Annotated in this window: 22 protein-coding genes; 10 read left to right on the top strand and 12 right to left on the bottom strand. The window is 53.3% G+C overall.

Annotated elements, in window-relative coordinates; genetic code table 11:
• Window positions 1-24: 24 nt before the first annotated feature.
• Window positions 25-1,305: an ABC transporter substrate-binding protein gene (locus V9K95_RS07520; RefSeq protein WP_336440288.1), complete on the bottom strand. Its 1,281-nt coding sequence runs from the start codon at window positions 1,303-1,305 to the stop codon at window positions 25-27.
• Between the two features lie 86 nt (window positions 1,306-1,391).
• Between V9K95_RS07520 and V9K95_RS07515 the strand changes: the two genes are divergently transcribed.
• The 3 genes from V9K95_RS07515 (at window position 1,392) to V9K95_RS07505 (ending at window position 3,447) form a co-directional block, all read left to right on the top strand.
• Window positions 1,392-2,282: a helix-turn-helix domain-containing protein gene (locus V9K95_RS07515; protein ID WP_115054575.1), complete on the top strand. Its 891-nt coding sequence runs from the start codon at window positions 1,392-1,394 to the stop codon at window positions 2,280-2,282.
• A 105-nt stretch (window positions 2,283-2,387) separates the two neighbouring features.
• Entirely contained in the window at window positions 2,388-3,002 is a 615-nt protein-coding gene (locus V9K95_RS07510) for a dihydrofolate reductase family protein (protein WP_336440289.1), read from the top strand.
• Between the two features lie 115 nt (window positions 3,003-3,117).
• The gene (locus tag V9K95_RS07505; protein ID WP_115054573.1) at window positions 3,118-3,447 is read left to right on the top strand and encodes a PepSY domain-containing protein; all 330 of its coding nucleotides are present in this window, start codon (window positions 3,118-3,120) and stop codon (window positions 3,445-3,447) included.
• 192 nt (window positions 3,448-3,639) lie between these two features.
• Here V9K95_RS07505 and V9K95_RS07500 read toward each other — a convergent pair whose 3' ends face one another.
• Complete coding sequence (locus V9K95_RS07500; protein WP_336440506.1) at window positions 3,640-3,969, bottom strand: hypothetical protein; 330 nt, start codon at window positions 3,967-3,969, stop codon at window positions 3,640-3,642.
• On the opposite strand from V9K95_RS07500, the gene V9K95_RS07495 reads away from it, so the two are divergent.
• The gene (locus V9K95_RS07495; protein ID WP_435530097.1) at window positions 3,869-4,483 is read left to right on the top strand and encodes a transglutaminase-like cysteine peptidase; all 615 of its coding nucleotides are present in this window, start codon (window positions 3,869-3,871) and stop codon (window positions 4,481-4,483) included. The genes V9K95_RS07500 and V9K95_RS07495 overlap by 101 nt on opposite strands.
• Before the next feature lie 49 nt (window positions 4,484-4,532).
• On the opposite strand, the gene V9K95_RS07490 is transcribed toward V9K95_RS07495, so the two are convergent.
• From V9K95_RS07490 to V9K95_RS07465, 6 genes are all read right to left on the bottom strand, one after another.
• Window positions 4,533-4,829 (bottom strand): hypothetical protein, encoded by a 297-nt coding sequence (locus tag V9K95_RS07490; protein WP_336440290.1) that lies wholly within the window; start codon window positions 4,827-4,829, stop codon window positions 4,533-4,535.
• 262 nt (window positions 4,830-5,091) lie between these two features.
• Window positions 5,092-6,642 carry a YifB family Mg chelatase-like AAA ATPase gene (locus V9K95_RS07485; protein ID WP_336440291.1) on the bottom strand — a complete coding sequence of 517 codons (1,551 nt, stop codon included), beginning with the start codon at window positions 6,640-6,642 and terminating at the stop codon, window positions 5,092-5,094.
• 106 nt (window positions 6,643-6,748) lie between these two features.
• On the bottom strand, window positions 6,749-7,690 hold the full coding sequence (gene gshB, locus V9K95_RS07480) for a glutathione synthase (protein WP_115054570.1): 942 nt from the start codon (window positions 7,688-7,690) through the stop codon (window positions 6,749-6,751).
• 87 nt (window positions 7,691-7,777) lie between these two features.
• The gene (locus V9K95_RS07475; RefSeq protein ID WP_307281671.1) at window positions 7,778-8,131 is read right to left on the bottom strand and encodes a septal ring lytic transglycosylase RlpA family protein; all 354 of its coding nucleotides are present in this window, start codon (window positions 8,129-8,131) and stop codon (window positions 7,778-7,780) included.
• A gap of 427 nt (window positions 8,132-8,558) precedes the next feature.
• Window positions 8,559-9,749: a mannonate dehydratase gene (gene uxuA, locus V9K95_RS07470; protein WP_336440292.1), complete on the bottom strand. Its 1,191-nt coding sequence runs from the start codon at window positions 9,747-9,749 to the stop codon at window positions 8,559-8,561.
• A 36-nt stretch (window positions 9,750-9,785) separates the two neighbouring features.
• On the bottom strand, window positions 9,786-10,556 hold the full coding sequence (locus V9K95_RS07465; RefSeq protein WP_115054567.1) for a GntR family transcriptional regulator: 771 nt from the start codon (window positions 10,554-10,556) through the stop codon (window positions 9,786-9,788).
• A 195-nt stretch (window positions 10,557-10,751) separates the two neighbouring features.
• Between V9K95_RS07465 and uxaC the strand changes: the two genes are divergently transcribed.
• From uxaC to V9K95_RS07435, 6 genes are all read left to right on the top strand, one after another.
• A complete protein-coding gene (uxaC, locus tag V9K95_RS07460) occupies window positions 10,752-12,149 on the top strand; it encodes a glucuronate isomerase (RefSeq protein WP_336440293.1) in 1,398 nt (465 codons plus the stop codon).
• 16 nt (window positions 12,150-12,165) lie between these two features.
• Window positions 12,166-13,644 (top strand): mannitol dehydrogenase family protein, encoded by a 1,479-nt coding sequence (locus V9K95_RS07455; protein ID WP_336440294.1) that lies wholly within the window; start codon window positions 12,166-12,168, stop codon window positions 13,642-13,644.
• Window positions 13,645-13,761: 117 nt separating this feature from the next.
• Window positions 13,762-14,940, top strand: coding sequence for an ABC transporter substrate-binding protein (locus tag V9K95_RS07450; protein WP_336440492.1), 1,179 nt, complete (start codon window positions 13,762-13,764; stop codon window positions 14,938-14,940).
• Window positions 14,941-15,001: 61 nt separating this feature from the next.
• Window positions 15,002-16,069 carry an ABC transporter ATP-binding protein gene (locus V9K95_RS07445; protein WP_115054564.1) on the top strand — a complete coding sequence of 356 codons (1,068 nt, stop codon included), beginning with the start codon at window positions 15,002-15,004 and terminating at the stop codon, window positions 16,067-16,069.
• Window positions 16,070-16,074: 5 nt separating this feature from the next.
• Window positions 16,075-16,980, top strand: coding sequence for an ABC transporter permease (locus V9K95_RS07440; protein WP_435530098.1), 906 nt, complete (start codon window positions 16,075-16,077; stop codon window positions 16,978-16,980).
• 2 nt (window positions 16,981-16,982) lie between these two features.
• Window positions 16,983-17,828 (top strand): ABC transporter permease, encoded by an 846-nt coding sequence (locus V9K95_RS07435; RefSeq protein ID WP_307281657.1) that lies wholly within the window; start codon window positions 16,983-16,985, stop codon window positions 17,826-17,828.
• Between the two features lie 56 nt (window positions 17,829-17,884).
• On the opposite strand, the gene V9K95_RS07430 is transcribed toward V9K95_RS07435, so the two are convergent.
• The 4 genes from V9K95_RS07430 to V9K95_RS07415 form a co-directional block, all read right to left on the bottom strand.
• Window positions 17,885-18,901 carry a Gfo/Idh/MocA family protein gene (locus tag V9K95_RS07430; protein ID WP_336440295.1) on the bottom strand — a complete coding sequence of 339 codons (1,017 nt, stop codon included), beginning with the start codon at window positions 18,899-18,901 and terminating at the stop codon, window positions 17,885-17,887.
• Entirely contained in the window at window positions 18,898-19,938 is a 1,041-nt protein-coding gene (locus V9K95_RS07425) for a Gfo/Idh/MocA family protein (protein ID WP_336440296.1), read from the bottom strand. The genes V9K95_RS07430 and V9K95_RS07425 overlap by 4 nt, the downstream gene beginning before the upstream one ends.
• Window positions 19,939-19,949: 11 nt before the next feature.
• Window positions 19,950-21,140, bottom strand: coding sequence for an ABC transporter substrate-binding protein (locus V9K95_RS07420; protein WP_336440494.1), 1,191 nt, complete (start codon window positions 21,138-21,140; stop codon window positions 19,950-19,952).
• 176 nt (window positions 21,141-21,316) lie between these two features.
• Window positions 21,317-22,843 carry a UxaA family hydrolase gene (locus tag V9K95_RS07415; protein ID WP_336440297.1) on the bottom strand — a complete coding sequence of 509 codons (1,527 nt, stop codon included), beginning with the start codon at window positions 22,841-22,843 and terminating at the stop codon, window positions 21,317-21,319.
• Window positions 22,844-22,892 lie beyond the last annotated feature (49 nt).

Raw genomic sequence — 22,892 nt, 5'->3', positions numbered from 1 at the left:
ATACTGCCCGCCCGGTGATGAGGATTATTCCGCGACCGGAAGGCCGGTCGCCGATGCAATCTGAGCTGCGGCATCGCCCAGAGCTGTCTTTGCATCTGGATACCCACCTTCGAAGTATTTGATCTGGGTTGCCTTGAATATATTATCAGCATCCCCCTGGAACGCCGTTCCGCGGCTTGGCACGATTTTGGGGAGCGTAGCCAGAATATCAGACCAGATGGCCTGCCCGCCCCAATAGGGCTGGGGTTGCGAAATGAAAGGATCACTGGCAGCACTTAACAAAGAAGGCACAAGGCCATATCCTTTGAGCATGGCGACCTGTCCCTCATTGGTCCCAAGGGCATGATTGAGATACGCCCATGCCGCCTCCTTGTTTTCCGAAGTGCCGCTGATAGCCAGTGCTGAACCGCCTATATTGGCGGCGTGCGGACCATCAGCAGTCAGGCTCGGCATGGGATAAACACCCCATTTGCCATCCAGCTTGGGAGAATTGGAGCGAATAGTGCCTTCGTACCAGCCGCCGTAAAGCTGACTTGCGACTGTACCCGCCGTGCTGGACTGAATCTTTTCATTCCAATTGCCGGCTGCCAGCGTACCGGCGCTTTTCATCTCCTTCACCTTTTCCAGCGCCGCCACGCATGCCGGTCTATTGATCGTAATAGACTGACCATCCGTGGAAAAATATCCACAACCTTGCTCATTAGCGAGCATCCGGAACCATTCGCTGTCGCCATTGAAATCGGCTTGCGCCATGCTGACACCGGAATTGGCGGCAGCGATTTTTTTACCCGCCTCGATAAAATCATCCCAGCTCTTGATCGATGCCGGATCAACACCGCCCTTTTCATAGAAATCCCGCCGATAGAAAACCGCCACCGGCCCAGAATCCCAAGGCATAGCATAAGCGACATCGCCGACTTCCAGCTCAGTACGTTTAAACTCCGGAAATTTGGCCTGTATGTCGGCCGTATAGCCCAGATCCTTCAAATTGCTGAAGCAATCGGGAAAGCGGTTCCATATAATTTCAGCTTCGAAATTTTCGACTTGCACAATATCGGGCAGTCCCGCGCCACCGGCAGCACAGGCGGCCAGCGTCTTGTCGAACACTTGCTGATTGCCCAAATCCTGAACGTCAACCTTGATATCGGGAAACTTCTTGTTGAAATCCTCAAGTACCAACTTCAAGGATGAAGCCGCTACATCCCATGCCCAAATTGTTATATTGCCGGATTGCGCCAATGCTGGCGCGGTGCTTAAGCCAAGTATCGTGACAATCGCTGTCACGCAAAAAGATTTGAAGCGCATTGAAATTCCTCCCTTTTCAATTGCTCGCTCTTTGCAAACATGGCTACAGTAGCGGCAAGGGAGCACCTGTCTCCTAAAAAGGACACATGAACTGGGCGGAAAGTAAGATGCGGGAAAGGCCGGTTTACCATCCCGGAGCAAGCAGCGTCGAGGGAATGCCGACTTCGTTGCAGATGTTTTACAACCACCCCGCAACTATGACTATGCCTCATTGGCATGCGCAGGTAGAAGTCAACTATATCATCAGCGGCACAGTTCACTATCGAATGAATGATCATGCCATTCGCCTCAATGCAGGCGATATGTGCCTGTTCTGGGGCGGACAACCCCATCAAATGGACGATTCATCCGACGATGCGATCTATGCAGGTGCGCATCTGCCGCTTGTGCATTTTTTTCGGATGCATCTGCCCGAAACAGTACCCAGCCAATTGATGCAGGGCCGAACATTGGTCACATCGGCGACTGATGCCGCCGACAAAGAGAATTTTGTACGATGGTTTCATTATGCGCGTTCCGGCAATCCCTCCAAAGAAGCGCATGCGGTCAGCGAATTATTGCTTCGAATTGAGCGCATCTGCTTCGAGCCCTATCGAATGGTTCCTGAAAAGCCGGTTGGGGCGTTCGAAGCTTCGTCCATTCAGCAGTCGGCGCGTGCAGTCAGCCGCATGTGCGATTTCATATCCGCCAATTTCCTGGAAGATATCGATTCCGTCGATATCGCTGTCTCGGCCAATCTGCATCCAAAATATGCGATGAGCGTTTTCAAGAAATCGACAGGCATGACGCTCAATAATTATGTCACTTTGCTACGGCTTTCCTATGCACAGGCAATGCTGCTCCGGCAGGAAGTCAATGTCTTGCAGGTGGCTATGGAGAGCGGGTTCGGTTCGCTGAGCGCTTTCAACAAGTCATTTCGCAATATTGCCGGCATGTCTCCGTCGGACTTCCGCCGCGATGTGAAGTGCCGAACATAGCAACGTCAGCCTGGAATCCTATTGCTAAAAAAATCAAAAACCATGTCGGGAAAGACAAGGCTTGTTCGTCCTAGTTTCATACAACCCAAAGTGAGGAACACAGACATGAGAAAGATCATCGCAACAGCCTTCCTGTCACTCGACGGTATAATGCAGGCGCCAGGCGGCCCCGAGGAGGACACGGATGGCGGCTTCAAATATGGCGGCTGGACATTTCATTACTGGGACGGAATCATGGGTGAGGTCATGGACAAAGCCATGGCTACACCTTTCGATCTTCTGCTTGGCCGCAGAACCTATGATATTTTTGCAGCACATTGGCCACGAGTCGAAGCGGGTGACCTTATTGGTGACAAATTCAACGCTGCCACAAAATATGTAGCCACCTCTTCCCCCGATACGCTCACCTGGAAGAACACTGTCGCACTTGATCCCAATATAACCGAAGCAGTGCGCAAACTCGGCCAATCTGATGGTGCCGACATACTTATTCAAGGCAGCAGCCAGCTCGTGCACGCATTGCTGGCGGATGATCTTATCGATGAGCTGAACCTTTGGGTTTTCCCGATTGTGCTGGGCAAAGGCAAAGCCTTTTTCAGCGCGGAGGCCAAGCCCGGCGCACTGAAACTGGTTGGTTCGAAGGCTTCAACGACCGGCGTGGTTATTAACACCTATCATAGGGCCGGTGAAATCAAGACTGGTTCCTTCGCGCTGGAATAGTCAATCCTGTGCAGATGCCACACTGATAAGACACAACCAAGGGAACGCTATTGCTTATAAAGCGTTCCCTTGAGCAAGCTGGCGAATTGACTGTTTATCGGAGGAGACGAAAATCATGTTGAAGAAATTGATTATTATTGGTGCGGCATCCCTTATGGCACTCACGGCTGTGCCACAGACTTTCGCGCAAAGTATCCAGTTGGGCCCCGATGGTGTGCGTATCGTTGAGCCGGATCGTATGGACCGGCGCGACCGCAGAGACCGGGATCGCCGCGAGATCAGCGAGCGCCAGGCCGTTCGTATTGCGCGCGCTGAAGGGGTGAGGACCGTCGATGAAGTGAAAAGAACACGCTCGCGCTATGTGATTGAAGGCCTTGATCGTCGCGGCCGGGATATCGAAGTCAGTGTTGACCGTCGCACGGGAGATGTTCTTTCTGTCGATTGATAAGGTTTGATCGGAACAGCCAAAGGATGCGTGCATTCTTTGGCTGAACTTTCAAGATCGGCCAACTTTAGCACGACACGGCGGTCGTCAGGGCTTTCAGGCTAATCCATTAGATTGAGCACCAAGTATAAAACCTTCCGGCAGGAACCAATCCGCACAGAACGGCCACTTTTAAAAGGCGCGCCATATCAATTATTTACGGAGCAAGGCAGCGCCGTTCAAAGCGTTGTCCGGATGGCTTGCCTTCAACAGGATATGACAAAAAGCGCCGAAAATTACATCATCACTATTGCGGAAGTGCGAAAGTTCAAATTTTAACCATATATTAACAATGGCGGGATCGTGGCGCCATTGTGATTGACTCATGGTCCACTCCGACATTAACGTTTTGTTAATGATCGGCAGTCGGTTGGAGTTAAGAATGTTTGCAGCAGTCAACAAAATGAAATCCTTGGGCTTTGCCCTTGCGCTTTTCACTGCTGCATTTTGTGCAAATCCTGCCGCCGCCGCGGAGCCTTTCATGCAGACGGGTGGAATGACATCACAGCCGATCGGTCATTACGAGTTTTGCAAAAGGCTTCCCGCAGAATGTAACATCAAAAGCCGGAATGTAATGCCGGAAACGATGAATCATGATTTCTGGCAGCTCATTGTCAGCGTCAACAGCAATGATAACCAGAAGATCAAGCCACTGACCGATATGGAAATCTATGGTGTTGAAGAATTCTGGGCTTATCCCGATGCGGTCGGCGATTGCGAAGATTACGTTCTTTTGAAGCGTCGCGATTTGATGGAAGCTGGTATTTCGCCAGCCAATCTTTTGATAACTGTCGTTCGCAAGCCTGATGGCGAAGGTCATGCCGTCTTAACCGTACGCACCGATCGCGGCGACTTCATCCTCGACAATCTCGTTGATGGCGTGAAGAACTGGTCGGAAACCGATTACACCTATCTGAAGCGTCAGGCCTCCAACAATACAGGCCGTTGGGTCAGCATTGAAGCCCCAAGCAACATTCTGGTCGGTTCAGTTCAGTAACAGCGTTCAACCCATCTTTAAGTAAATCGCTCTGTTGAACGAGAAGGCTCTAGCTAAAAATATCCGCATTGCGTTCGACCTGATGCCAATGTTGGTTCACCGGTAAGTCTTTAGCGCGTTGCCTGATCGTATCAATGCGGACCGGCATGAAATTCCAAAGATCGACACCAACATTAATGCTGTTACACGAACCCTGCCAGTGTTGGTGGACATGCCCGAACAGCTGAATTGCTCCACATCTTGCATGGCTCCAGCTAATCATAGGATAGTGACACAAGGTCAGGCTTTGCTCGCCGTCCTTGATTTCAATCAATTGGGAAATGGGTGCCCAGCCGAGTGTTTTCACCTGTCTGTTGTCGTGATTGCTAACAAATAAGATGCTTGTTGCCCGGGACTCGCTCAAACAGCGATTTTAGATAACCTGCCTTATGCTTTTGCCGACCATGGCTGAAATCTCCAATGATCCAGAATTCATCATCTGGCATCACGCATTGCGTATAATTGGCCAATATCGCCGCGTCATTTCGCTGGTGAGCGAAAAGGCCGCTGGCAAAACCGCAGGATGTTTTCATGACCGAAATGGGGATCAGCCGTTTATCCATGTGCCATCAATAACCTCTTATACTTTCATGCTGCGTCGTCGCCATATCTGCACCCATTCGGTATGAGATAGCTTCGGCGAGATGGATACGACCGATTGTTTCCTGTCCTTCCAGATCCGCCAAAGTTCGCGCTACCTTGAGCACCCGGTGATAGGCCCTGGCCGAAAACTTCATCTGCTCGCTGGCTTGATGCAGCAGGGCCGTGCCTGCTTTGTCCGGTTGAGCTATTTTCTCGATTATCGCGACAGAACATTGCGCATTGGTCGTAATGGCCGAAACCCCCAGCTGCTCGAAACGCAGCTTCTGCATCGTGCGGGCGCGCGCAACGCGTTGCGCCACCACTGCGCTGCTTTCCGAAGCCGAAGGCTTGATAAGATCAGCCGCGCTCACGGAAGGTACGTCAATCCTGATATCAATACGATCCAGCAGTGGGCCTGAAATCCGCGCCTGATAGTCCTCGCGGCATCTTGGGCCTCTTGCACAACGGTGCCCCGGTTCACTCGCCATGCCGCATTTGCACGGGTTCATGGCAGCAATCAGCTGGATTTGCGCCGGATAGGATATGCGATGGTTGGCCCGGGCAATCATGCACTCTCCAGTCTCCAGCGGTTGCCGCAGCGAATCCAGAACTTGCGGTGTAAATTCAGGAAACTCATCGAGGAACAATATGCCGCGATGGGCGAGCGAGACCTCGCCCGGTCTCGCCCGTATTCCTCCGCCCACCATCGCCGCCATGGATGCAGAGTGGTGGGGCGCACGGAAGGGACGTCGGTCGGTCAGCTTACCACCCATCAGCTCGCCTGCGATGGAAGCTATCATCGATACATCCAGCAATTCGCGCGGCAATAATGGCGGCAGGATAGAGGGGAGCCGTTGCGCCAGCATGGATTTTCCGGACCCTGGAGGGCCCGACATCAGCATATTGTGTCCGCCGGCAGCTGCGACCTCCAAAGCACGTCGGGCACTCTCCTGCCCCCTTATATCGGTCAAATCCGGCAAGCCCGTCGCACTGGCCTGCATTGCAGGTTCCGGGCGCGACAAAACCTGCGTGCCACGAAAGTGATTAGCGAGGGCAATCAGGCTGCGCGGCGCGAGTATATCGATCTCCGAACCAGCCCATGCCGCTTCTGGTCCACAAGGCGCAGGACATATGAGGCCACGATCCTGCCGGTTCGCCGCAATGGCAGCGGGCAGGACGCCTGCAACATGCGTTATTGTGCCATCAAGTGAAAGCTCGCCCAGCACGACATAGGATTGCAGCGCATCAGCCGGAATAGCTCCAAGGCCAGCCATAAGCCCAACCGCAATGGGCAAGTCATAATGACTGCCTTCCTTGGGCAAATCTGCGGGAGCAAGATTTACGGTAACCTTCTTGACGGGCATCGAAAGTCCGGATGCATGCAAAGCTGCCTGTACGCGCTCGCGGCTTTCGGCAACAGCCTTGTCCGGAAGACCAACAATATGCATCCCCATTTTCCCGGGAGCGATCATCACCTGCACATCGACGGGCTGGGCCTCAATGCCCTGAAAGGCGACCGTACGGACACGGGTAACCATGCAATGATCCTTGAAAATACAATAATCCAAAATGAAAACGTGCTAATGTTTTCACATCAGCACGTTTCATCACGCATGACAAGAACATTGAGTGAACAGGCGGATTTTATCGCCGCTTGGCTTCCACTGAATCCCAGAACAAAGCCGCAATATCAGCACCGCCGAACTTTTTGACTTCCCTTACACCGGTCGGAGAAGTCACATTGATTTCGGTCATATAGTCGCCAATGACATCGATCCCGACGAGGATGAAACCTCTTTCACGCAATGACGGGCCGATCCGGGCACAAATTTCGCGCTCGCGGTCTGTCAGCTCGGTCTTCTCGGCCCGCCCGCCAACATGCATGTTGGACCGTGCATCGGTTTCGGAAGGAACCCGGTTGATCGCGCCCACTGGTTCACCGTCAATCAGGATGATGCGTTTGTCGCCGGCGCGGACATCCTTGAGATAGCGCTGCGCGATAAAGGGTTCGCGGAACATCTGGCCGAACATTTCCAGCAGCGATGTCAGATTGCGGTCACCATCAGCCAGATGAAATACGCCTGCGCCGCCATTGCCGTAAAGCGGCTTCAGAATAATGTCGCCAAACTCTTTACGAAAATCAGCGATTTCCTGCGGGTCTTTGGTGATAAGCGTTTCCGGCATGAGATCGGGAAACTCGGTAACGAAAATCTTTTCCGGACTATTGCGCACCCAGGCCGGGTCATTGACGACAAGCGTCTTCGGATGAATGCGCTCCAGCATATGGGTTGTTGTGATGTAGTTCATGTCGAACGGCGGATCTTGCCGCAGCAACACCACATCCATCTCTGACAGGTCGCGGGATATCTGCTCACCAAGCGTGAAGTGGTCACCCTCTATGTCGCGAACACTCAGCTCTTCAACCCGCGCATGGACAACACCATCGCGCATGCTCAGCCGGTCGGGCGTATAGTGATAAAGCTCATGACCGCGCTTTTGCGCTTCAAGACAAAGCGCGAAGGACGTATCGCCGCCGATCCGGATAGAATTGATATGGTCCATCTGGACCGCGACTTTCAGTGCCATGGAACGCCCCCGATTTTAACGCGAATGTTCACATGGCGATGTCACGTTCAACGATCAAGGTCAATGCCGAGATTATTGGCGTATTTATTAGAGACGGGCCATGCAGATATTTGTGTGACCCGCACCGACAAAGCCCAGACGGTTTGCAGCTCCCTTTGAAAGATCGATCACACGACCTTTGATGAACGGACCCCGATCATTGATACGCACGACGATGGATTTGCCATTACGCTGATTGGTAACTTTAACCTTGGAGCCGAAAGGAAGCGTGCGATGCGCAGCTGTGAGAGCGGAAGGGTTCATGCGTTCACCAGAGGCGGTTTTGGAGTGAAGTGCATACCAGGAAGCGCCACCGCATGCGGCATTGGCGGAAGCCGCACCAAACATTAAAAGAACAATGGAGGTGACGAGTACCGAACGGATACCTGCAAAAGAGATCATAAATAAATCGCACTTTAAATGGCCCACGGCAGAAACGCCTGATGAAGAAACACGCTCGGAAATGATCTTGGGCAAGTAGATCGCAGCGCGGATGATGCGCCTCTTCTATTTTGTAGAAATGTGGCACCGAGGTGTCGCGATTGATAAGAACAGTTGAGTCTATCTGAATAGAAATGCCAAGTTATTAAAAAAACTTGTCTTATTGTGACTCAAAACGTGATCACGGTTGCTTATCTGGGGTTTAGATATGCCTCTGGGGCTTTCGAACTATGGCGATAATGTGATGATTTATGATCGAATTATTAAACAGGATGCCATTAAGATGTGGGTTGGCGCTAAAAGGATTAAAAACCATTAAGTCTTTAGATGTAGAAAACCCCGGCTCGATTTGAACCGGGGCTGAAGAAAATCCAAAATGTGATCAGATTTAAACGAGTGCGCTCGCGTCCAGAGCGTGAATAATACCGCGCAGCTCGGCAAGCCCCCGCAGACGACCGATTGCAGGGTAGCCGGGGGTAACTTCCTTGTTCAGATCATCAAGCATGCGATGACCGTGGTCCGAGCGGAAAATAATGCTGTCCGACTTGGCACGCTTCCTATCTTCGGCGAGCAATTCGCGCAACACCGCAACCATATCAACATCGCCTTCCAAATGCGCTGCTTCATGGAAACTGCGCCCATCGCCCTCACGCGTTGTTGCACGCAAATGGGAGAAATGAATGCGCGAGGCAAAGCGCCGCGCAATCTTTGGCAAATCATTATCGGCGCGTACGCCAAGGCTCCCTGTACAGAAACACATGCCATTTGCAGCAGATGGCACAGCGTCGAACAAGGCGGCATAATCGGCTTCTGTCGAAGCAATACGCGGCAAGCCAAAGAGCGAACGGGGCGGATCATCCGGATGCAAGGTAAGCTTCACGCCAAGATCGTCGGCCACAGGCGTCACAGCTTCAAGAAATTCGATCAGATGCTTGCGCAAACGCGGTGCATCAATGCCGGAATAGGCTTCAAGCTTGTCGCGGAAGGCCGGAATAGTAAGCGGTTCAGTAGTCGACCCTGGAAGCGCACTCGCAATATTGCGGGTGAGGTCAGCAATCTCCTGTGCGCCCATGGCTTCGTAAAGATCGCTGGCGATTTCACGATCGGCAGCAGAATAGTCTTTTTCAGCGCCGTTACGCTGCAGGATATGCAGATCGAATACGGCGAAGCTGTTATGGTCGAAACGCATGGCCGTCGAGCCCGTAGGCGTTACATAATCAAGATCTGTACGGCACCAATCGACGACGGGCATGAAGTTGTAGCAAATGACCTTGATGTCATTGGCGCTAAGCGCCTCCATGCTGGCGATCCACGCGGCAATTTCGTGTTTTGCCGCGCCACCAAGACGCTTTACGGCATCAGGAATTGGAATGCTTTCCACCACGGACCATGTGAGCGGTGTACGATCCGATGGAGTCGATTCAATTAATGATTTACGAGCGCGAACCTGATCTGTCGTCCAAGCCTCGCCGATTGGCACTTCATGCAGGGCAGATACAATATCGGTCGCGCCTGCCTGACGCACATTATCAAGCGAAACCCCGGCCTTGGGTCCAAACCATCTCCATGCCTGACGCATTATTCCTCCGTCAAATTTTCGTATTCCAACCGCGGATCAGACAAATGATCCAGGGTGGGTTTTTCTCAATGTTTCAATGTCGGGAATGACGGCATTCAAATGCTGCTTCATTGCCGCGCAAGCGGCGGGAACGTCATGGCTTTCAATCGCGTCGCGAATGATCTTGTGTTCGGAAAGAACATGGTTCATGCGGCCCAGACCCGGAAGCGTCATACGCCGTGCCCGGTCAATCTGCACTTTCACGGGTTTTAAATAGTGCCAGATGCCAGGATGTCCGGAAATTCCCGCGATGGCCTCATGAAAGGCCTCATCAGCTTCGTGGAATGCACTCATATTCTGCCTATCGGCAAAGAAATGCTGGCGGGCGAGTATCTCGTCCAGCCATTCAACATCCTTCGCCGTCGCAACCGCCGCCGCGCGTTCGACCGTAGCGCCTTCAAGCGCCTGCCGGATGATCACCGCTTGCGGTATCAATGCTACAGGAATACGGGCAACGAAAGTTCCCGATTGCGGAAACACGTCGACAAGTCCGTCTTCAACGAGGCGGATCAATGCTTCGCGGACAGGCGTGCGGCTCACACCGAAACGCTCCGTCAAAACTTTCTCGTTAAGTGCTGTGCCAGGCGTCATCTCCATGGCGACAATGGCTGCATGAAGTTCGCGATAAATAGCCATCGCGGTGGTCATACGCCCTGCAGGAGCGCCTCTCGAACTGGATCGCGCAGCTTGAACGGCGCGATCAGGCTTGGATTCCGGCGCTGGCGATGCTAGCTCCGCAGTCTTCCCCCCGACATTCTCTGCTGTCATTTCAGCACTCCATTTCCACCTATCACAGACCGTCAGTCTCATTGAATGATGGAATTCCGTATAAATTCATAGTCCAATGGCATCGTTATCCGGCGATATAAACGCAATCGCACGCTGTTGACATACTAATATATTATTATTTACTCTTCGCCAAGATCATCGTTCACATCAATTGAACGGCGGCGAGGAACATCCATGGCACTCCACCCAGACAGACTATTCCCAATTGAATCTGACGCGCGTTTGATTGCGAGACGCTTGTTCGACGCAGTGGAGCGTCTACCTATCATCTCACCACACGGCCATACGGATCCATCATGGTATGCCAAGGATGAGGCTTTTCCCGATCCTGCCAGCCTTTTTGTAAAGCCCGACCATTATATTTTCCGCATGCTTTACTCGCAAGGTATCCAGCTTGAGGATCTTGGTGTGCCAAGACAGGATGGCGGGCCGGTCGAGACCGACGGGCGCAAGATATGGCGCTTGTTTGCGAAACATTTTTATCTGTTTCGAGGCACTCCATCACGACTTTGGTTCGAGCAAGCACTCGAAACCGTATTTGGGATTGAAGAGCGCCTTACGGAGAAAAATGCAGACGCGCTCTATGACAAAATCGCCGGTCGGTTGGTTGATCCATCCATGCGTCCCCGGGCCCTCTACAATCAGTTCGGGATTGAAGCCATCTCCACCACGGATGCCGCTACAGACGATCTGGCCGCACATGATGCGATACTAAAATCCGGCTGGGATGGCCGCGTGGTGCCAGCCTATCGCCCCGATGCCGTGATTGACGCATCGCGTCCGGATTTCCGGAGCAATGTTGAGAGCTTCACCGCTTTGGCTGGCACGAAGCTTGATTACCAGGGTTATCTTGAAGCTCATCGCATAAGGCGAGCCTACTTCAAGAAGCGTGGCGCTACATCATCAGATCATGGCCATCCGAACGCGCGTACCGCCAATCTTTCGGCTTCGGAAGCTTCGGCATTGTTTGAGCGTGTATTGAAGAACGCCTCAGTGGCCGATGCGGATCTTTTCCGAGCTCAAATGTTGACCGAAATGGCGCGCATGAGCACCGAAGACGGGCTGGTCATGCAGATACACCCGGGTTCCTTCCGAAACCATAATGCATCGGTGTTCGAGCGCTTTGGCATGGATAAGGGTGCCGACATTCCGCGATCAACAGGCTATGTGGAGGAATTGAAGCCGCTATTAGACGCATTCGGCAATGATAGCCGCCTGACACTCATTCTGTTTACGCTGGATGAGACAAGTTACAGCCGGGAACTTGCACCTTTGGCAGGTCATTACCCTGCCCTGCGGCTCGGACCTGCATGGTGGTTTCATGATAGTCCTGAAGGGATGCGCAGGTTTCGTGAATTGACGACTGAAACCGCTGGTTTCTACAATACGGTCGGCTTTAACGATGACACGCGAGCTTATCTCTCCATCCCGGCGCGGCACGATATGGCGCGTCGTGTCGATTGTTCATTTCTTGCCCGGCTTGTTGCCGATCATCGACTGGACGAAGACGAGGCGCATGAAGTCGCCCATGACTTGGCCTACCGCCTGGCAAAACAAGCCTACAAGCTTTGACTGAAAGAATACAAAAATGACTAAACCAGCACGTCTTTCCAACGCTACGCTTTCACATCTGTCAAAGGAGGTGACGCGCCCTGGATATGATCGAAGCCAGACAAAAATCGGCATAGTTCATCTTGGCATTGGAGCTTTTCATCGCGCGCATCAGGCAGTTTATACGGATAGCGTATTGGCCAGCGGCGATAATAGCTGGGGTATCCTCGGCGTGTCTTTGCGCAGTGGTGATACACGTGATGCTTTGGAGCCACAGGACGGGCTTTATACCGTTGCAACACGCAGTGGAGATGAAGACAGCTTCCGTGTGATCGGAAGCATTGGCGGGCTTATGATCGCCCCGGAAAATCCGGCTGCCGTTCTCGACGCCATGACGAATGCGGCGGTTCGGATTGTCTCGCTTACCGTGACCGAAAAGGGCTATTGCTATTCACCGGCTTCCGCAGCGCTCGACGAAGCTCATCCCGACATTGTTCACGATCTTGCGAACCCCGCTGCTCCGAAATCGGCGATAGGCTTCATCGTTGAAGCTATTTCTCGTCGGCGCGCCAATAAGATCGAACCTTTTACGCTTCTATCGTGTGACAATCTTCCCGCAAATGGCGAGACGTTGCGACGTGTCGTGACACGCTTTGCTGAACTGCGCGATTCCGAACTTGCAAATTACATCAAGGAGAAAATCGCCTTTCCATCAACGATGGTTGATCGAATTGTTCCAGCGACCACTGAAGCTGACCGCGCAACGACTTTGAGCGCAACAGGGCTGGTTGATGCCTGGCCGATTATGACCGAACCCTTCACGCAGTGGGTTATAGAAGATCATTTTCCGGCTGGCCGACCAGCTTGGGAAAATTTCGGCGCAACCTTCGTGGAAGATGTTGATGCTTTTGAACTGATGAAGCTTCGGCTCCTGAATGGCAGCCACTCCACATTGGCATATCTTGGCTATCTGGCGGGCCATGAAACGGTCTCGGACGTTATGAAAGCTCCAGGTTTCAGCGAACTCATCAAAGCGATGATGGATGAGGAAATTTCCCCTACGCTTCCACCGCTTCCGGGTTTCGATCTGGAGGCTTACAAGGCGCAATTGCGTGAACGCTTCTGTAATCCTGCTCTTAGGCATCGTACGTGGCAGATTGCCATGGACGGCTCACAGAAACTGCCCCAACGCCTTTTGAATACTATCCGCAAATGTATCGACAACGGCTTGCCGTTTGATCGTCTGGCGCTCGGAGTAGCAGCCTGGATGCGATACGTGACTGGCGCAGACGAAAAAGGAGACGCTATCGACGTTCGCGATCCGCTTGCAGCTGAACTCAAGAAGCGCGCAGCGAACAAGAACAATGCCGAGGAGTTGGTGACCGCATTTATCGGAATGGACCAAATATTTGGACGGGATTTGCCAGAAAATGAAGCATTCGTTCAATTGGTAAAGACCCAACTTGCGAAGTTGATGCGACTTGGAGCAGCAAGAACCGTTACACAGATAGTCTAAGATGAAGGCCCTTGCTATCTCCATCTGATAGATTAATATATTAGACAATACTGACCAGTCGGGAAGCTGGTCGTGCCCGAAAATAGGGCGAGAGAATTAAACAGGGAGGAAGTCATGATCCGCATTACACGCAGGCACGCTATTGCCGGATTGGCGGCGGTTGCCACCTTGCCGGCAACACGTCTTTTTGCTCAATCCAAACTGGCTTTGCCGAGTTCACCCATCACATTGAATATTGCTGACGTGGCGGGCAACCTTGCACTGACGCAAACGGCGATCGAAAACTACGCCAAGGCAAAACCGGAACTCGTTTCTAAGATCACCTTCACGAAAGCGCCGGCACCGGAACTTCCCGGAAAAATCAAGGCGCAGCAGGCCGCAAACAGGCTCGATATCGATCTTGTATTGACGGGCACAGATGCGCTTTCGGCGGGTCTTGACCAGGATTTGTGGGTCAAGCTTTTGCCTGATCATTCGGCTTCCTTGCCCGATCTTGCTAAAATCTATCTCGAGCCTGCGCACCGCATGCTTGCCTTGGGCAAGGATCACGGCGTAATCGTAACCTATTATCCCTCTGGGCCGCTCCTCGAATATATGCCGGAGCGTGTGAAAAAAGTTCCAACGACCGCCGAGGAACTGCTTGCGTGGGCAAAGGAAAATCCAAACAAGTTCCTCTATGCGCGCCCCGCAAACTCCGGCCCGGGCCGTACATTTTTGATGGGTCTGCCCTATTTGCTGGGTGATATCGACCCGCGAGATCCGGTCAAAGGCTGGGACAAGACCTGGGTCTATCTTAAGGAATTGCACAAATATATTGAATACTACCCGACCGGCACGGGCGCCTTGATGAAGGAACTCGGCGAAGGAACGCGCGACATGACCGTTTCCACCACCGGTTGGGATATCAATCCACGTGTGCTGGGCGTTGTCCCGAAGGAAGCCGCTGTTGCACCGTTGAAAGGTTTCCATTGGGTCGCTGACGCGCATTACATGTGCGTGCCAAAAGGTATCGCTGATGAGAAGCTTGCTGTTCTGCTTGATCTGATGAGCTTCCTGCTTACACCGGAGCAGCAGGCATATACTTATGATCAAGGTTACTTCTATCCGGGTCCTGCGGTGAAGGATGTTCCCATTACGATGGCCCCCCAGGAAAGTCAGGATGCCATCGCTGAATTCGGTCGTGCCGAATATGCTGACTGGATCGCCAATAACCCGGTCGAAATTCCCCTCGAGCCATCATCCATGGTCGTGGCTTTCCGCCGCTGGGATGAAGAAGTCGCAGCCAAAAAGTCCTGATCCCTAGACGAACATGGAGCCATCCGGTGAGACCGGATGGCTTATAATTATGAGGTAATCGATGCTGCTTGCGTCATCCCCGTTCAAGGAAATCCGTCTCGATCGGATGAGCCGTGCCTTCGGTTCGCACAATGCGCTTAAAGATGTTTCTCTTTCGATCCGAAAAGGAGAATTCATCGCTTTGCTCGGCCCTTCCGGCTGTGGTAAATCCACGGCGCTGAACTGCATCGCCGGTCTTCTGTCCACTACGGGTGGAGGTATCTTCATTGACGACAAGCGCATTGACACGTTGAAGCCCGAAGATCGCGGCTTTGGTATGGTGTTTCAGAACTATGCGCTTTTTCCGCATATGACCGTCAGACAGAATATCGGCTTTGGATTAAAGATGCGCCGCGTGCCCAAGGCTGAGGCTGAAAAGCGCATCGAAGAAGCCTTGAACCTGGTGCGGTTGCAAGGACAGGGACATAAATTGCCAGGCCAGCTTTCCGGCGGTCAACAGCAGCGTGTCGCCATTGCCCGTGCCATTGTCATCGAACCGCCTTTGGTGCTGATGGACGAGCCGCTTTCAAATCTCGATGCGAAGCTGCGCCTTGAAATGCGCGCCGAAATCCGCCGTATTCACAACCAGCTTGGTGCGACAACCATCTATGTAACGCATGATCAGGATGAAGCTTTGTCGCTTGCTGATCGGGTTGTCGTGCTGCGGGATGGCGAAATCCGTCAGGTTGGCGTGCCGAGCGATCTCTATGAGCGTCCCGACCATTTGGATGTGGCTGAATTCATGGGATATCGCAATCGCCTGACCGGGAAAGTCATTGCGGTTGACGGAGATAAGACCAGCATTGCCGTTGGCGCTTCAACGCTATCCGGAATTGCCCGAGACACGTTGAAGGTTGGTGACACTGCAGTTGTGGCAGCTCGTGCCGATGATGTTGTCGCGGGGACGAAATCCGGAACGACTGTCGAAGCTGTCGTCGAAACCATCGAATATCGCGGTCGTGAATTCGTTGGGACCGCTCGCACTGCTGAAGGGCTTGAGCTTGTATTTCATGCACCTCAGACGGCTGCACTGGGCAGCGCTATCTGGCTTTCAGTCGATCCGGCGCGTGCGCTGGCTTTTGCGGCGTGACAGCCATGACCAGTGTGACCTCAACGCCTTCGGTCAACCATTTATCTTTGCGCCAGCGGCTCGCCCTGCGCGGGATTGACGGTGTGACATTGCTTGTCTTGCCAGCGGTTATTTTCCTGCTGGCGGTTTTTATCTACCCGTTCATTTACGGTCTTATCCTCTCCTTTGAACCCAAAGAGGGAGGCATGTTTGCCAATTATCAGAAGTTCTTCTCCGACCCGTTTCTCTATGACACGATCCTGACGACGCTTTGGCTTGCGGTGCCGGTTACCCTGATAAGCATTGCCATAGCCCTGCCGGTAGCCTTCCGTGTTCGTCTGATGACCCACCAGCGTTTGTTGACGACGATACTGGTTTTGCCAGTTACGCTTGGCACGGTGCTAGTAGCAGAAGGATTGTTGAACTACCTTGGTCCGCAAGGTTGGTTCAGCCGTACATTGATGATGATCGGCATGATCGACAGTCCGGTAAAGCTCACCAATAATTATTGGGGCGTTTTCGCATCGCTGATCATTACCGGCTTTCCATTCACCTTCCTGCTGACCCTGTCCTATGTTTCAGGCATCGACCCGGCATTGGAGCAGGCTGCCGCCACGCATGGCGCAAAAAGTTGGCAGCGTTTTCGTTATGTGATGTGGCCTTTGCTTGTGCCCGGCCTCACCATTGCGTTCTGTCTGTCCTTTGTGCAGGCCTTCGCAGTCTTTCCTTCAGCCGTTCTGCTTGGCGCGCCGGCAGGACCCACCCGCGTTATTTCCATTGCAGCCTATCAGGCAGCTTTCGAGCAGTATGACTATTCAATGGCATCGGCCATCGCCATGATCATGGCAGCCGTCCAGTTACTGATTGTGGTGTCACTGCTCTCTATTCGTAACTTGTTCTATCGCGGCTCGACCGCTGGCGGAAAGGGCTGACGATGATCCGCGATACGACCATTGGAGCAAAGCTCTGGATCACTGCCGTATGGGTGGTGGTCGCCTTCTTCATCATCAATCTTCTGGCGATGATCGCAACAGTCGTCATATCCTCTTTCGGCACCCGTTGGCTTGGCACTTGGCTACCCGCCGGATGGACGACAAAATGGTATTTCACCGCATGGTCGGAATTCCAGCTTAGCGACGTGCTGATCGTTACATTCCAGATTGTCTTCACGGTGGTAGCGCTTTCGGGCCTGCTCGGCGTTACGGCTGCCTATGCTTTGGCGCGCCGCAACTTTCCTGGCAAGAAACTGATCATGCTCCTGTTTCTTTTGCCGCTGCTCGTGCCGCCGATTACCTTTGGTATTCCACTGGCCACGGTGCTCTATCAAGCGGGCGTAGGCGGCACTTTCTGGGGTGTGGTTCTTGCCAATCTGGTGCCGACAGTGCCCTTCGTTATTCTGGTGATGATCCCCTTCATAGAGCAGATCGATCCGAAGGTTGAAGCTGCCGCACGGGTGTTTGGAGCCGGCACATTCCAATTGTTCCGATATGTGCTGCTGCCAATGCTCCTGCCCGGCATACTTGCAGCGCTGCTATTGGTACTGGTGCGCACGGTGGCCATGTTTGAGCTGACCTTCCTGACCGCCGGACCAACCAGCCAGACGCTTGTGGTCGCCCTTTACTACTCGGTATTTGCATCCGGCGTTCGTGCCGTGCAGTCGATCGACGCGATGGCGGTTGTCTATATGGTCACCACGCTGGTCTGGTTGCTCATCGCACTGCGTTTCGTCAACCCGACACAGATCGTGGCTCGGGCAAAGACACAACAGACAACGGCCTGATCTGCACATGCAAAACCCGCCGGAATCATTCCGGCGGGTTTTCATTTCAAAGCTGCTCAAACTGGCTGGAAATTGGATGGATCCGCCCGGATGATATCCGCGATAAATTTTTGGGTCGCCAGAGCTTCTTCCCCTGTCACTATTGGGTCCCGTTTTTCGGCGACTGCGGCCAGAAAATCCGCAATGAGCGCCCGATGCGCATCATGGGGGAAATCCATGATATTCGCCCCACTGCCGGACTTGCCTTCCGCCTCGATAATTTCCTCGTGTCCATCCAACCAGGAAAGCTTCAAGGCGCCGCCCGCAAGATGAGCCGAACCAAGCGATCCGGTGATTTCCAGCGTTTCCGGAAAACCCGGAAAGGCGGCTGTCGTGGCCAAAAGAGATGCAGGCGCGCCATTGGCCAGGGTCATTAAGGCTGTAACATGATCTTCCGATTCCATGCGATGCAGCGCGGTCGTTCGTACCTGGGAAGCCACAATAGTGCTGATGGGAAGAAGCGAACGGAACAAATCCAATGCGTGGATTGCCTGCGATAGCAGCACACCTCCCCCATCGCGAGCGAAGGTTCCCCTTCCACCTTCATCATAATAACTCTGCGGACGCCACCAGGGTACGCGTAGCGACGTTGCCTGCACATCACCCAGACTCTTGTCTTCCAGCGCTTGGCGTAGCCTGAGGCTGGCGGGCCTGAACCTGTGCTGCAATACAACACCGAATGTCAGCCCGCTGGCACGGCCGCGTGAAACAATCTGCTCCGCACGTTGCAACGTAATGTCCAACGGTTTTTCCAGAAGCACATGTTTGCCAGCGGCAAAACTCTTCTCGGCGATTTCAAGGTGGGCATTGGCTGGTGTCAACACCAGCACAATGTCCACCGCAGGATCTGCGATGGCAGCATCAACATCGTTGGTCACCGGAAAAGGAAAACTCTTCGAAAACTCTTCCGTCCGCTCTTTTGTCCTGCTGACCGCCCATATCACATCCACCTTGTCCTGAAGGTCGACAAGGCTTTTCGCATGGGGCAGCGCCGCGGGCCCAAGGCCGATGACTGCAAGGCCGGGCTTTTTCATTGCTTGTTCTCCTGCGGTCGAAACGCGGGGCGGTGCGCGAGGATGGTCGCGCGTTTTTGTGCGTCAAGCGCCAGCCTGCTCACGGTAAAGACGTGGCTTTGCTTCATCGTGGTTTCACTGCGCTCGCGCACATCCGTCAGAACGGTCCTGAAGTAAGTGATCGGTTCCCGGCTGGCATCCATATGTTTTGTGCCCTTGCTGTTCACGAGGAACACGTGGTCCGTCCCGTCGCGACCGGCAATATCGACATATTTACGCAGCTCGATCGTGCCTTCTGTGCCAAGAATGATCAGCCTGCCGTCGCCCCAGGTGGAAAGCCCATCGGCGGTGAACCAATCCACGCGAACATAGCCGGTTGCCTGATCGCTGCGCAGTAACACTTCGCCAAAATCCTGAAACGCCGGAATATCGTCGGCACCAAAATGGCCAATTGCGCTGGATATGATCTCCGCAGTGTCAGACCCTGTATAGGTCAGAAACTGATCGATCTGGTGCGAAGCAATATCGACCAGAATGCCGCCGTAAAATGCAGGATCAAAGAACCAGTCAGGCCGAATGGGGCGGTTCAGCCTATGGGGTCCAAGACCGATAGTCTGGATTACACGACCGATGGAGCCCTCATCAATCAGCTTCTGCGCCACTCCGGTTGCTGGAACAACGAAACGCTCCGAAAAGCAGATGGAGAATATGCGTCCCGTTTCCGCTACGACCTTTTCGATCTCTGCAAGCTGTGCGTAATCGGTGATCCCCGGCTTGTCCGACATCACGTCCTTGCCAGTCTTCATGGCTGCAATGGCAATTGCTGCGCGCTCACTTGGCACTGCCGCTGTAACAATTATATCAATCGATGGATCATCGATAAAAACCCGGCCATCGGGTACGGATTTCAGGTCGGGAAAACGCTCGGCAATGCCTTCGAGAATTTTCCCGTCTGATGTTTGCGAAACGAAACCGGCGCACTCAGCGCCGGCTTCAATCAGACCATTGATCATATGGTAGATATGACGATGATCAATGCCAATGACGGCAAACCGCATGACTTTACCTGCTACTTGTTCATCTTATTGGCACCGACTTCACGGTCCCATTTTTCAAAAGCTGCAACAAGCAATTGCGGCTTCAAGGGAGCCTCCACCGGATATTTCGCGATCAAATCTTCATAGATTGGGCGCCCAAACTCGGCGATGACATCCTGGCTTTCCTGCGGCGCCATATTGAGCGGAACGTCCTTTACTGCCGGACCGGGATAGAAATAGCCCTTGTCATAGGTATAGGCCTGCTGCGCCGGTTCGAGCATGTAGGACATGAGCTTGAGCAGCACGGCAACCTTGTCATCACCAACCCCGCGCGGAATACACATGAACTGGGTGTCCGGAACCCAATGGGTGCCATCAAGCGCAAAGGTTTCTGCTTCCTTGGGTACTACGCCAAGGACGCGCGGATTAATGTCCCAACCGAAGGTGGACACGATCATATCACGCGTGCCTTCAGCAAACTCCTTCATGGTCGCGGTGGTGCCGGGTGGGTAATAATCAATGCCCTGATCGAGTTCTTTCAAATATGCCCATGTCTTTTCCCAGCCATTGATGGGATCGCTGGGGTTTTTATCGCCGAGAATATAGGGCATGGCCATCAAGAAGGTCCATCCAGGTCCCGAATTAACCGGGCGCGCGTAACAAAAACGGCCAGGATTCGCCTTGACCCAAGCGAGCAATTCCTCCGCATTCTTCGGCACTGTTTTGACGCGATCCGGCGCATATTCAAACAATGGTCCGGAGGGTGAGTAGACGACAGCCACGCCTTCATTTTGGCCGAAATTCTTCTGCATCATGAGTGCCTTCTCATGATAGATTTCATCTGCTTTCGGCAAGAGGTCCGGGTATTTCGTCCAGACATCGATCCAAAGACCTTGTGTAATGCCATCTGACATAGCGCCGGGGCCTGTCAGCACCAGATCAATATCGACCCGGTTGGCAGTCTGCTGCGCCTTGAGCTTGGCCGGAAGCTCCGGTGAAGGGGCGCGCGAGAAAATCACTTTCGATATAAGTGCTGGATTTTCCTTGGCAAACTTCTCGATTGCCGCCTGTGTCAGCTGCAGATTTCCAGCTACATCGATGATGTTCAGCGCGACAGGTGACGATGGCAGAGGTAGTGATTGCGCAAAAGAAAAGCGCGGCATTGCAGTTATTCCGGCAATGCCAGCCAATCCCCCGATTGCTTGTCTGCGATTAATTCGGATCATTATTTTCCTCCCAGAAATGACCGATTATTCTTATTTCTCCCAAAACAAGAATAATCATATTAGTATATTAATCGGAGGAAAAGCAACCCGGCCTCAATATTCGCCTAAGTCGGGAATTCCATAAAAAAGGGAGCCCCGGCTCCCTTGATTTAACTCATTTCTTTGGAGAGACCTTACATTGTGGCCCCGATTTGCCATGGCACGAATTCCGCATCGCCATAGCCCAGAGCCTCGGATTTACTGCGCTCACCTGAAGCGATCTTCAGGATATGCTCGAATATTTCGCGTCCCTTGTCTTCGATGGAGACACCGTCGAGGACGTCACCGCAATTGATATCCATATCCTCGATCATCTGCGTATACATCGGGGTATTGGTAGCGAGCTTAATGGACGGTGTGGGCTTGCAGCCATAGGCAGAACCACGGCCCGTGGTGAAGGCAAGAATATTGGCACCGCCTGCCACCTGGCCCGTCGCGGAAACCGGATCGTAGCCGGGCGTATCCATGAAAACCAGACCGCGCGCCGTAACAGGTTCCGCATAGCCATAGACCGCTTCGAGCGGCGTTGTGCCAGACTTTGCCACCGCGCCAAGCGACTTCTCAAGGATGGTGGTCAATCCGCCCGCCTTATTGCCGGGTGAAGGATTATTGTTCATTTCCATGCGGTTACGCGCCGTGTAATCTTCCCACCAAGCGATGACCGATTGCAGGCGTTCGACCGCTTCAGGGTTTGAAGCGCGCTCAATCAACAGGTGTTCTGCACCATAAATCTCCGGCGTTTCGGAAAGAATGGCGGTGCCACCCTGCTGCACCAGAAGATCAACGGCCGCGCCCAACGCCGGATTGGCGGTAATGCCGGAATAACCGTCCGAGCCGCCGCATTGCAAGGCGAGCATGAGTTCCGATGCGGGAATGGTTTCGCGCTTCACATTTGCCGCTGTCGGCAGCATGTCACGCACGGCAGCGACACCCGCTTCCATGGTCTTACGCGTGCCGCCCACCTCCTGAATTGTCAGGCTGCGGAATGTGTCGCTTTCGACAATATTATAGGCTTCTTTCCAGCGTCCGATCTGGAAGCCCTCGCATCCAAGGCCGACCATGAGCACTGCGGCGATATTGGGATTGGTCGCATAGCCCCACTGGGTACGCTTCAAAACCTCGTAACCCTCACCCTTCACATCAAGCGCGCATCCACCGCCATGAACCAGCGGAATTATGCCGTCAACCATCGGATATTCGTCAAGAATACCGGACTTTTGCACTGCCTCAGCGATGAACCGGGCAACCGAAGCGGAGCAGTTCACGGAGGTCAAAACGCCGATATAATTGCGCGTTCCGGCACGCCCATTGGCGCGGCGAAACCCTTCAAAAACAGCACGTTGGCCGATTGGCAGTACGCCATGCACGGAGGTCGCGTGAGCCGCATCAGGTTCGCGCGCGAAATCGCTGTAGTCGAGATTATGTTCATGCACCCATTGGCCTGGCTCGATCTGCTTGGAAGCAGAACCAATGATCTGGCCAAATTTGCGAACCGGCTCACCCTTGGCAATCAACCGCGAAGCGAGTTTGTGGCCGCGCGGCACGCGATCCGTTACGGTAACATTTTCAATGCGTTGCCCGACCTGAAACGTGTCGACAGCAACGACGACATTGTCGCTGGCATGCAGGCGCAAATGCCGCGGTGCGGTGAGGGTGTCCATGTAACTCTCCAATTGGTCAATTAATATATTAGTCGCGTCGCGCTGGCTT

It is taken from the genome of Phyllobacterium sp. CCNWLW183, assembly GCF_037203775.1.
Classification (GTDB): Bacteria; Pseudomonadota; Alphaproteobacteria; order Rhizobiales; family Rhizobiaceae; genus Phyllobacterium; species Phyllobacterium ifriqiyense.
Note: the sequence above shows the minus strand (reverse complement) of the source record. Positions and strands in the feature narration are given on the sequence as shown.

Bases quoted from the DNA above. Each gene is read 5' to 3' on its own strand.
- V9K95_RS07520 (WP_336440288.1), bottom strand. From the start codon at position 1,305: ATGCGCTTCAAATCTTTTTGCGTGACAGCGATTGTCACGATACTTGGC.
- V9K95_RS07515 (WP_115054575.1), top strand. From the start codon at position 1,392: ATGAACTGGGCGGAAAGTAAGATGCGGGAAAGGCCGGTTTACCATCCC.
- V9K95_RS07510 (WP_336440289.1), top strand. From the start codon at position 2,388: ATGAGAAAGATCATCGCAACAGCCTTCCTGTCACTCGACGGTATAATG.
- V9K95_RS07505 (WP_115054573.1), top strand. From the start codon at position 3,118: ATGTTGAAGAAATTGATTATTATTGGTGCGGCATCCCTTATGGCACTC.
- V9K95_RS07495 (WP_435530097.1), top strand. From the start codon at position 3,869: ATGTTTGCAGCAGTCAACAAAATGAAATCCTTGGGCTTTGCCCTTGCG.
- V9K95_RS07500 (WP_336440506.1), bottom strand. From the start codon at position 3,969: ATGAAAGGCTCCGCGGCGGCGGCAGGATTTGCACAAAATGCAGCAGTG.
- V9K95_RS07485 (WP_336440291.1), bottom strand. From the start codon at position 6,642: ATGGTTACCCGTGTCCGTACGGTCGCCTTTCAGGGCATTGAGGCCCAG.
- gshB (WP_115054570.1), bottom strand. From the start codon at position 7,690: ATGGCACTGAAAGTCGCGGTCCAGATGGACCATATCAATTCTATCCGG.
- V9K95_RS07475 (WP_307281671.1), bottom strand. From the start codon at position 8,131: ATGATCTCTTTTGCAGGTATCCGTTCGGTACTCGTCACCTCCATTGTT.
- uxuA (WP_336440292.1), bottom strand. From the start codon at position 9,749: ATGCGTCAGGCATGGAGATGGTTTGGACCCAAGGCCGGGGTTTCGCTT.
- V9K95_RS07465 (WP_115054567.1), bottom strand. From the start codon at position 10,556: ATGACAGCAGAGAATGTCGGGGGGAAGACTGCGGAGCTAGCATCGCCA.
- uxaC (WP_336440293.1), top strand. From the start codon at position 10,752: ATGGCACTCCACCCAGACAGACTATTCCCAATTGAATCTGACGCGCGT.
- V9K95_RS07455 (WP_336440294.1), top strand. From the start codon at position 12,166: ATGACTAAACCAGCACGTCTTTCCAACGCTACGCTTTCACATCTGTCA.
- V9K95_RS07445 (WP_115054564.1), top strand. From the start codon at position 15,002: ATGCTGCTTGCGTCATCCCCGTTCAAGGAAATCCGTCTCGATCGGATG.
- V9K95_RS07440 (WP_435530098.1), top strand. From the start codon at position 16,075: ATGACCAGTGTGACCTCAACGCCTTCGGTCAACCATTTATCTTTGCGC.
- V9K95_RS07435 (WP_307281657.1), top strand. From the start codon at position 16,983: ATGATCCGCGATACGACCATTGGAGCAAAGCTCTGGATCACTGCCGTA.
- V9K95_RS07430 (WP_336440295.1), bottom strand. From the start codon at position 18,901: ATGAAAAAGCCCGGCCTTGCAGTCATCGGCCTTGGGCCCGCGGCGCTG.
- V9K95_RS07425 (WP_336440296.1), bottom strand. From the start codon at position 19,938: ATGCGGTTTGCCGTCATTGGCATTGATCATCGTCATATCTACCATATG.
- V9K95_RS07415 (WP_336440297.1), bottom strand. From the start codon at position 22,843: ATGGACACCCTCACCGCACCGCGGCATTTGCGCCTGCATGCCAGCGAC.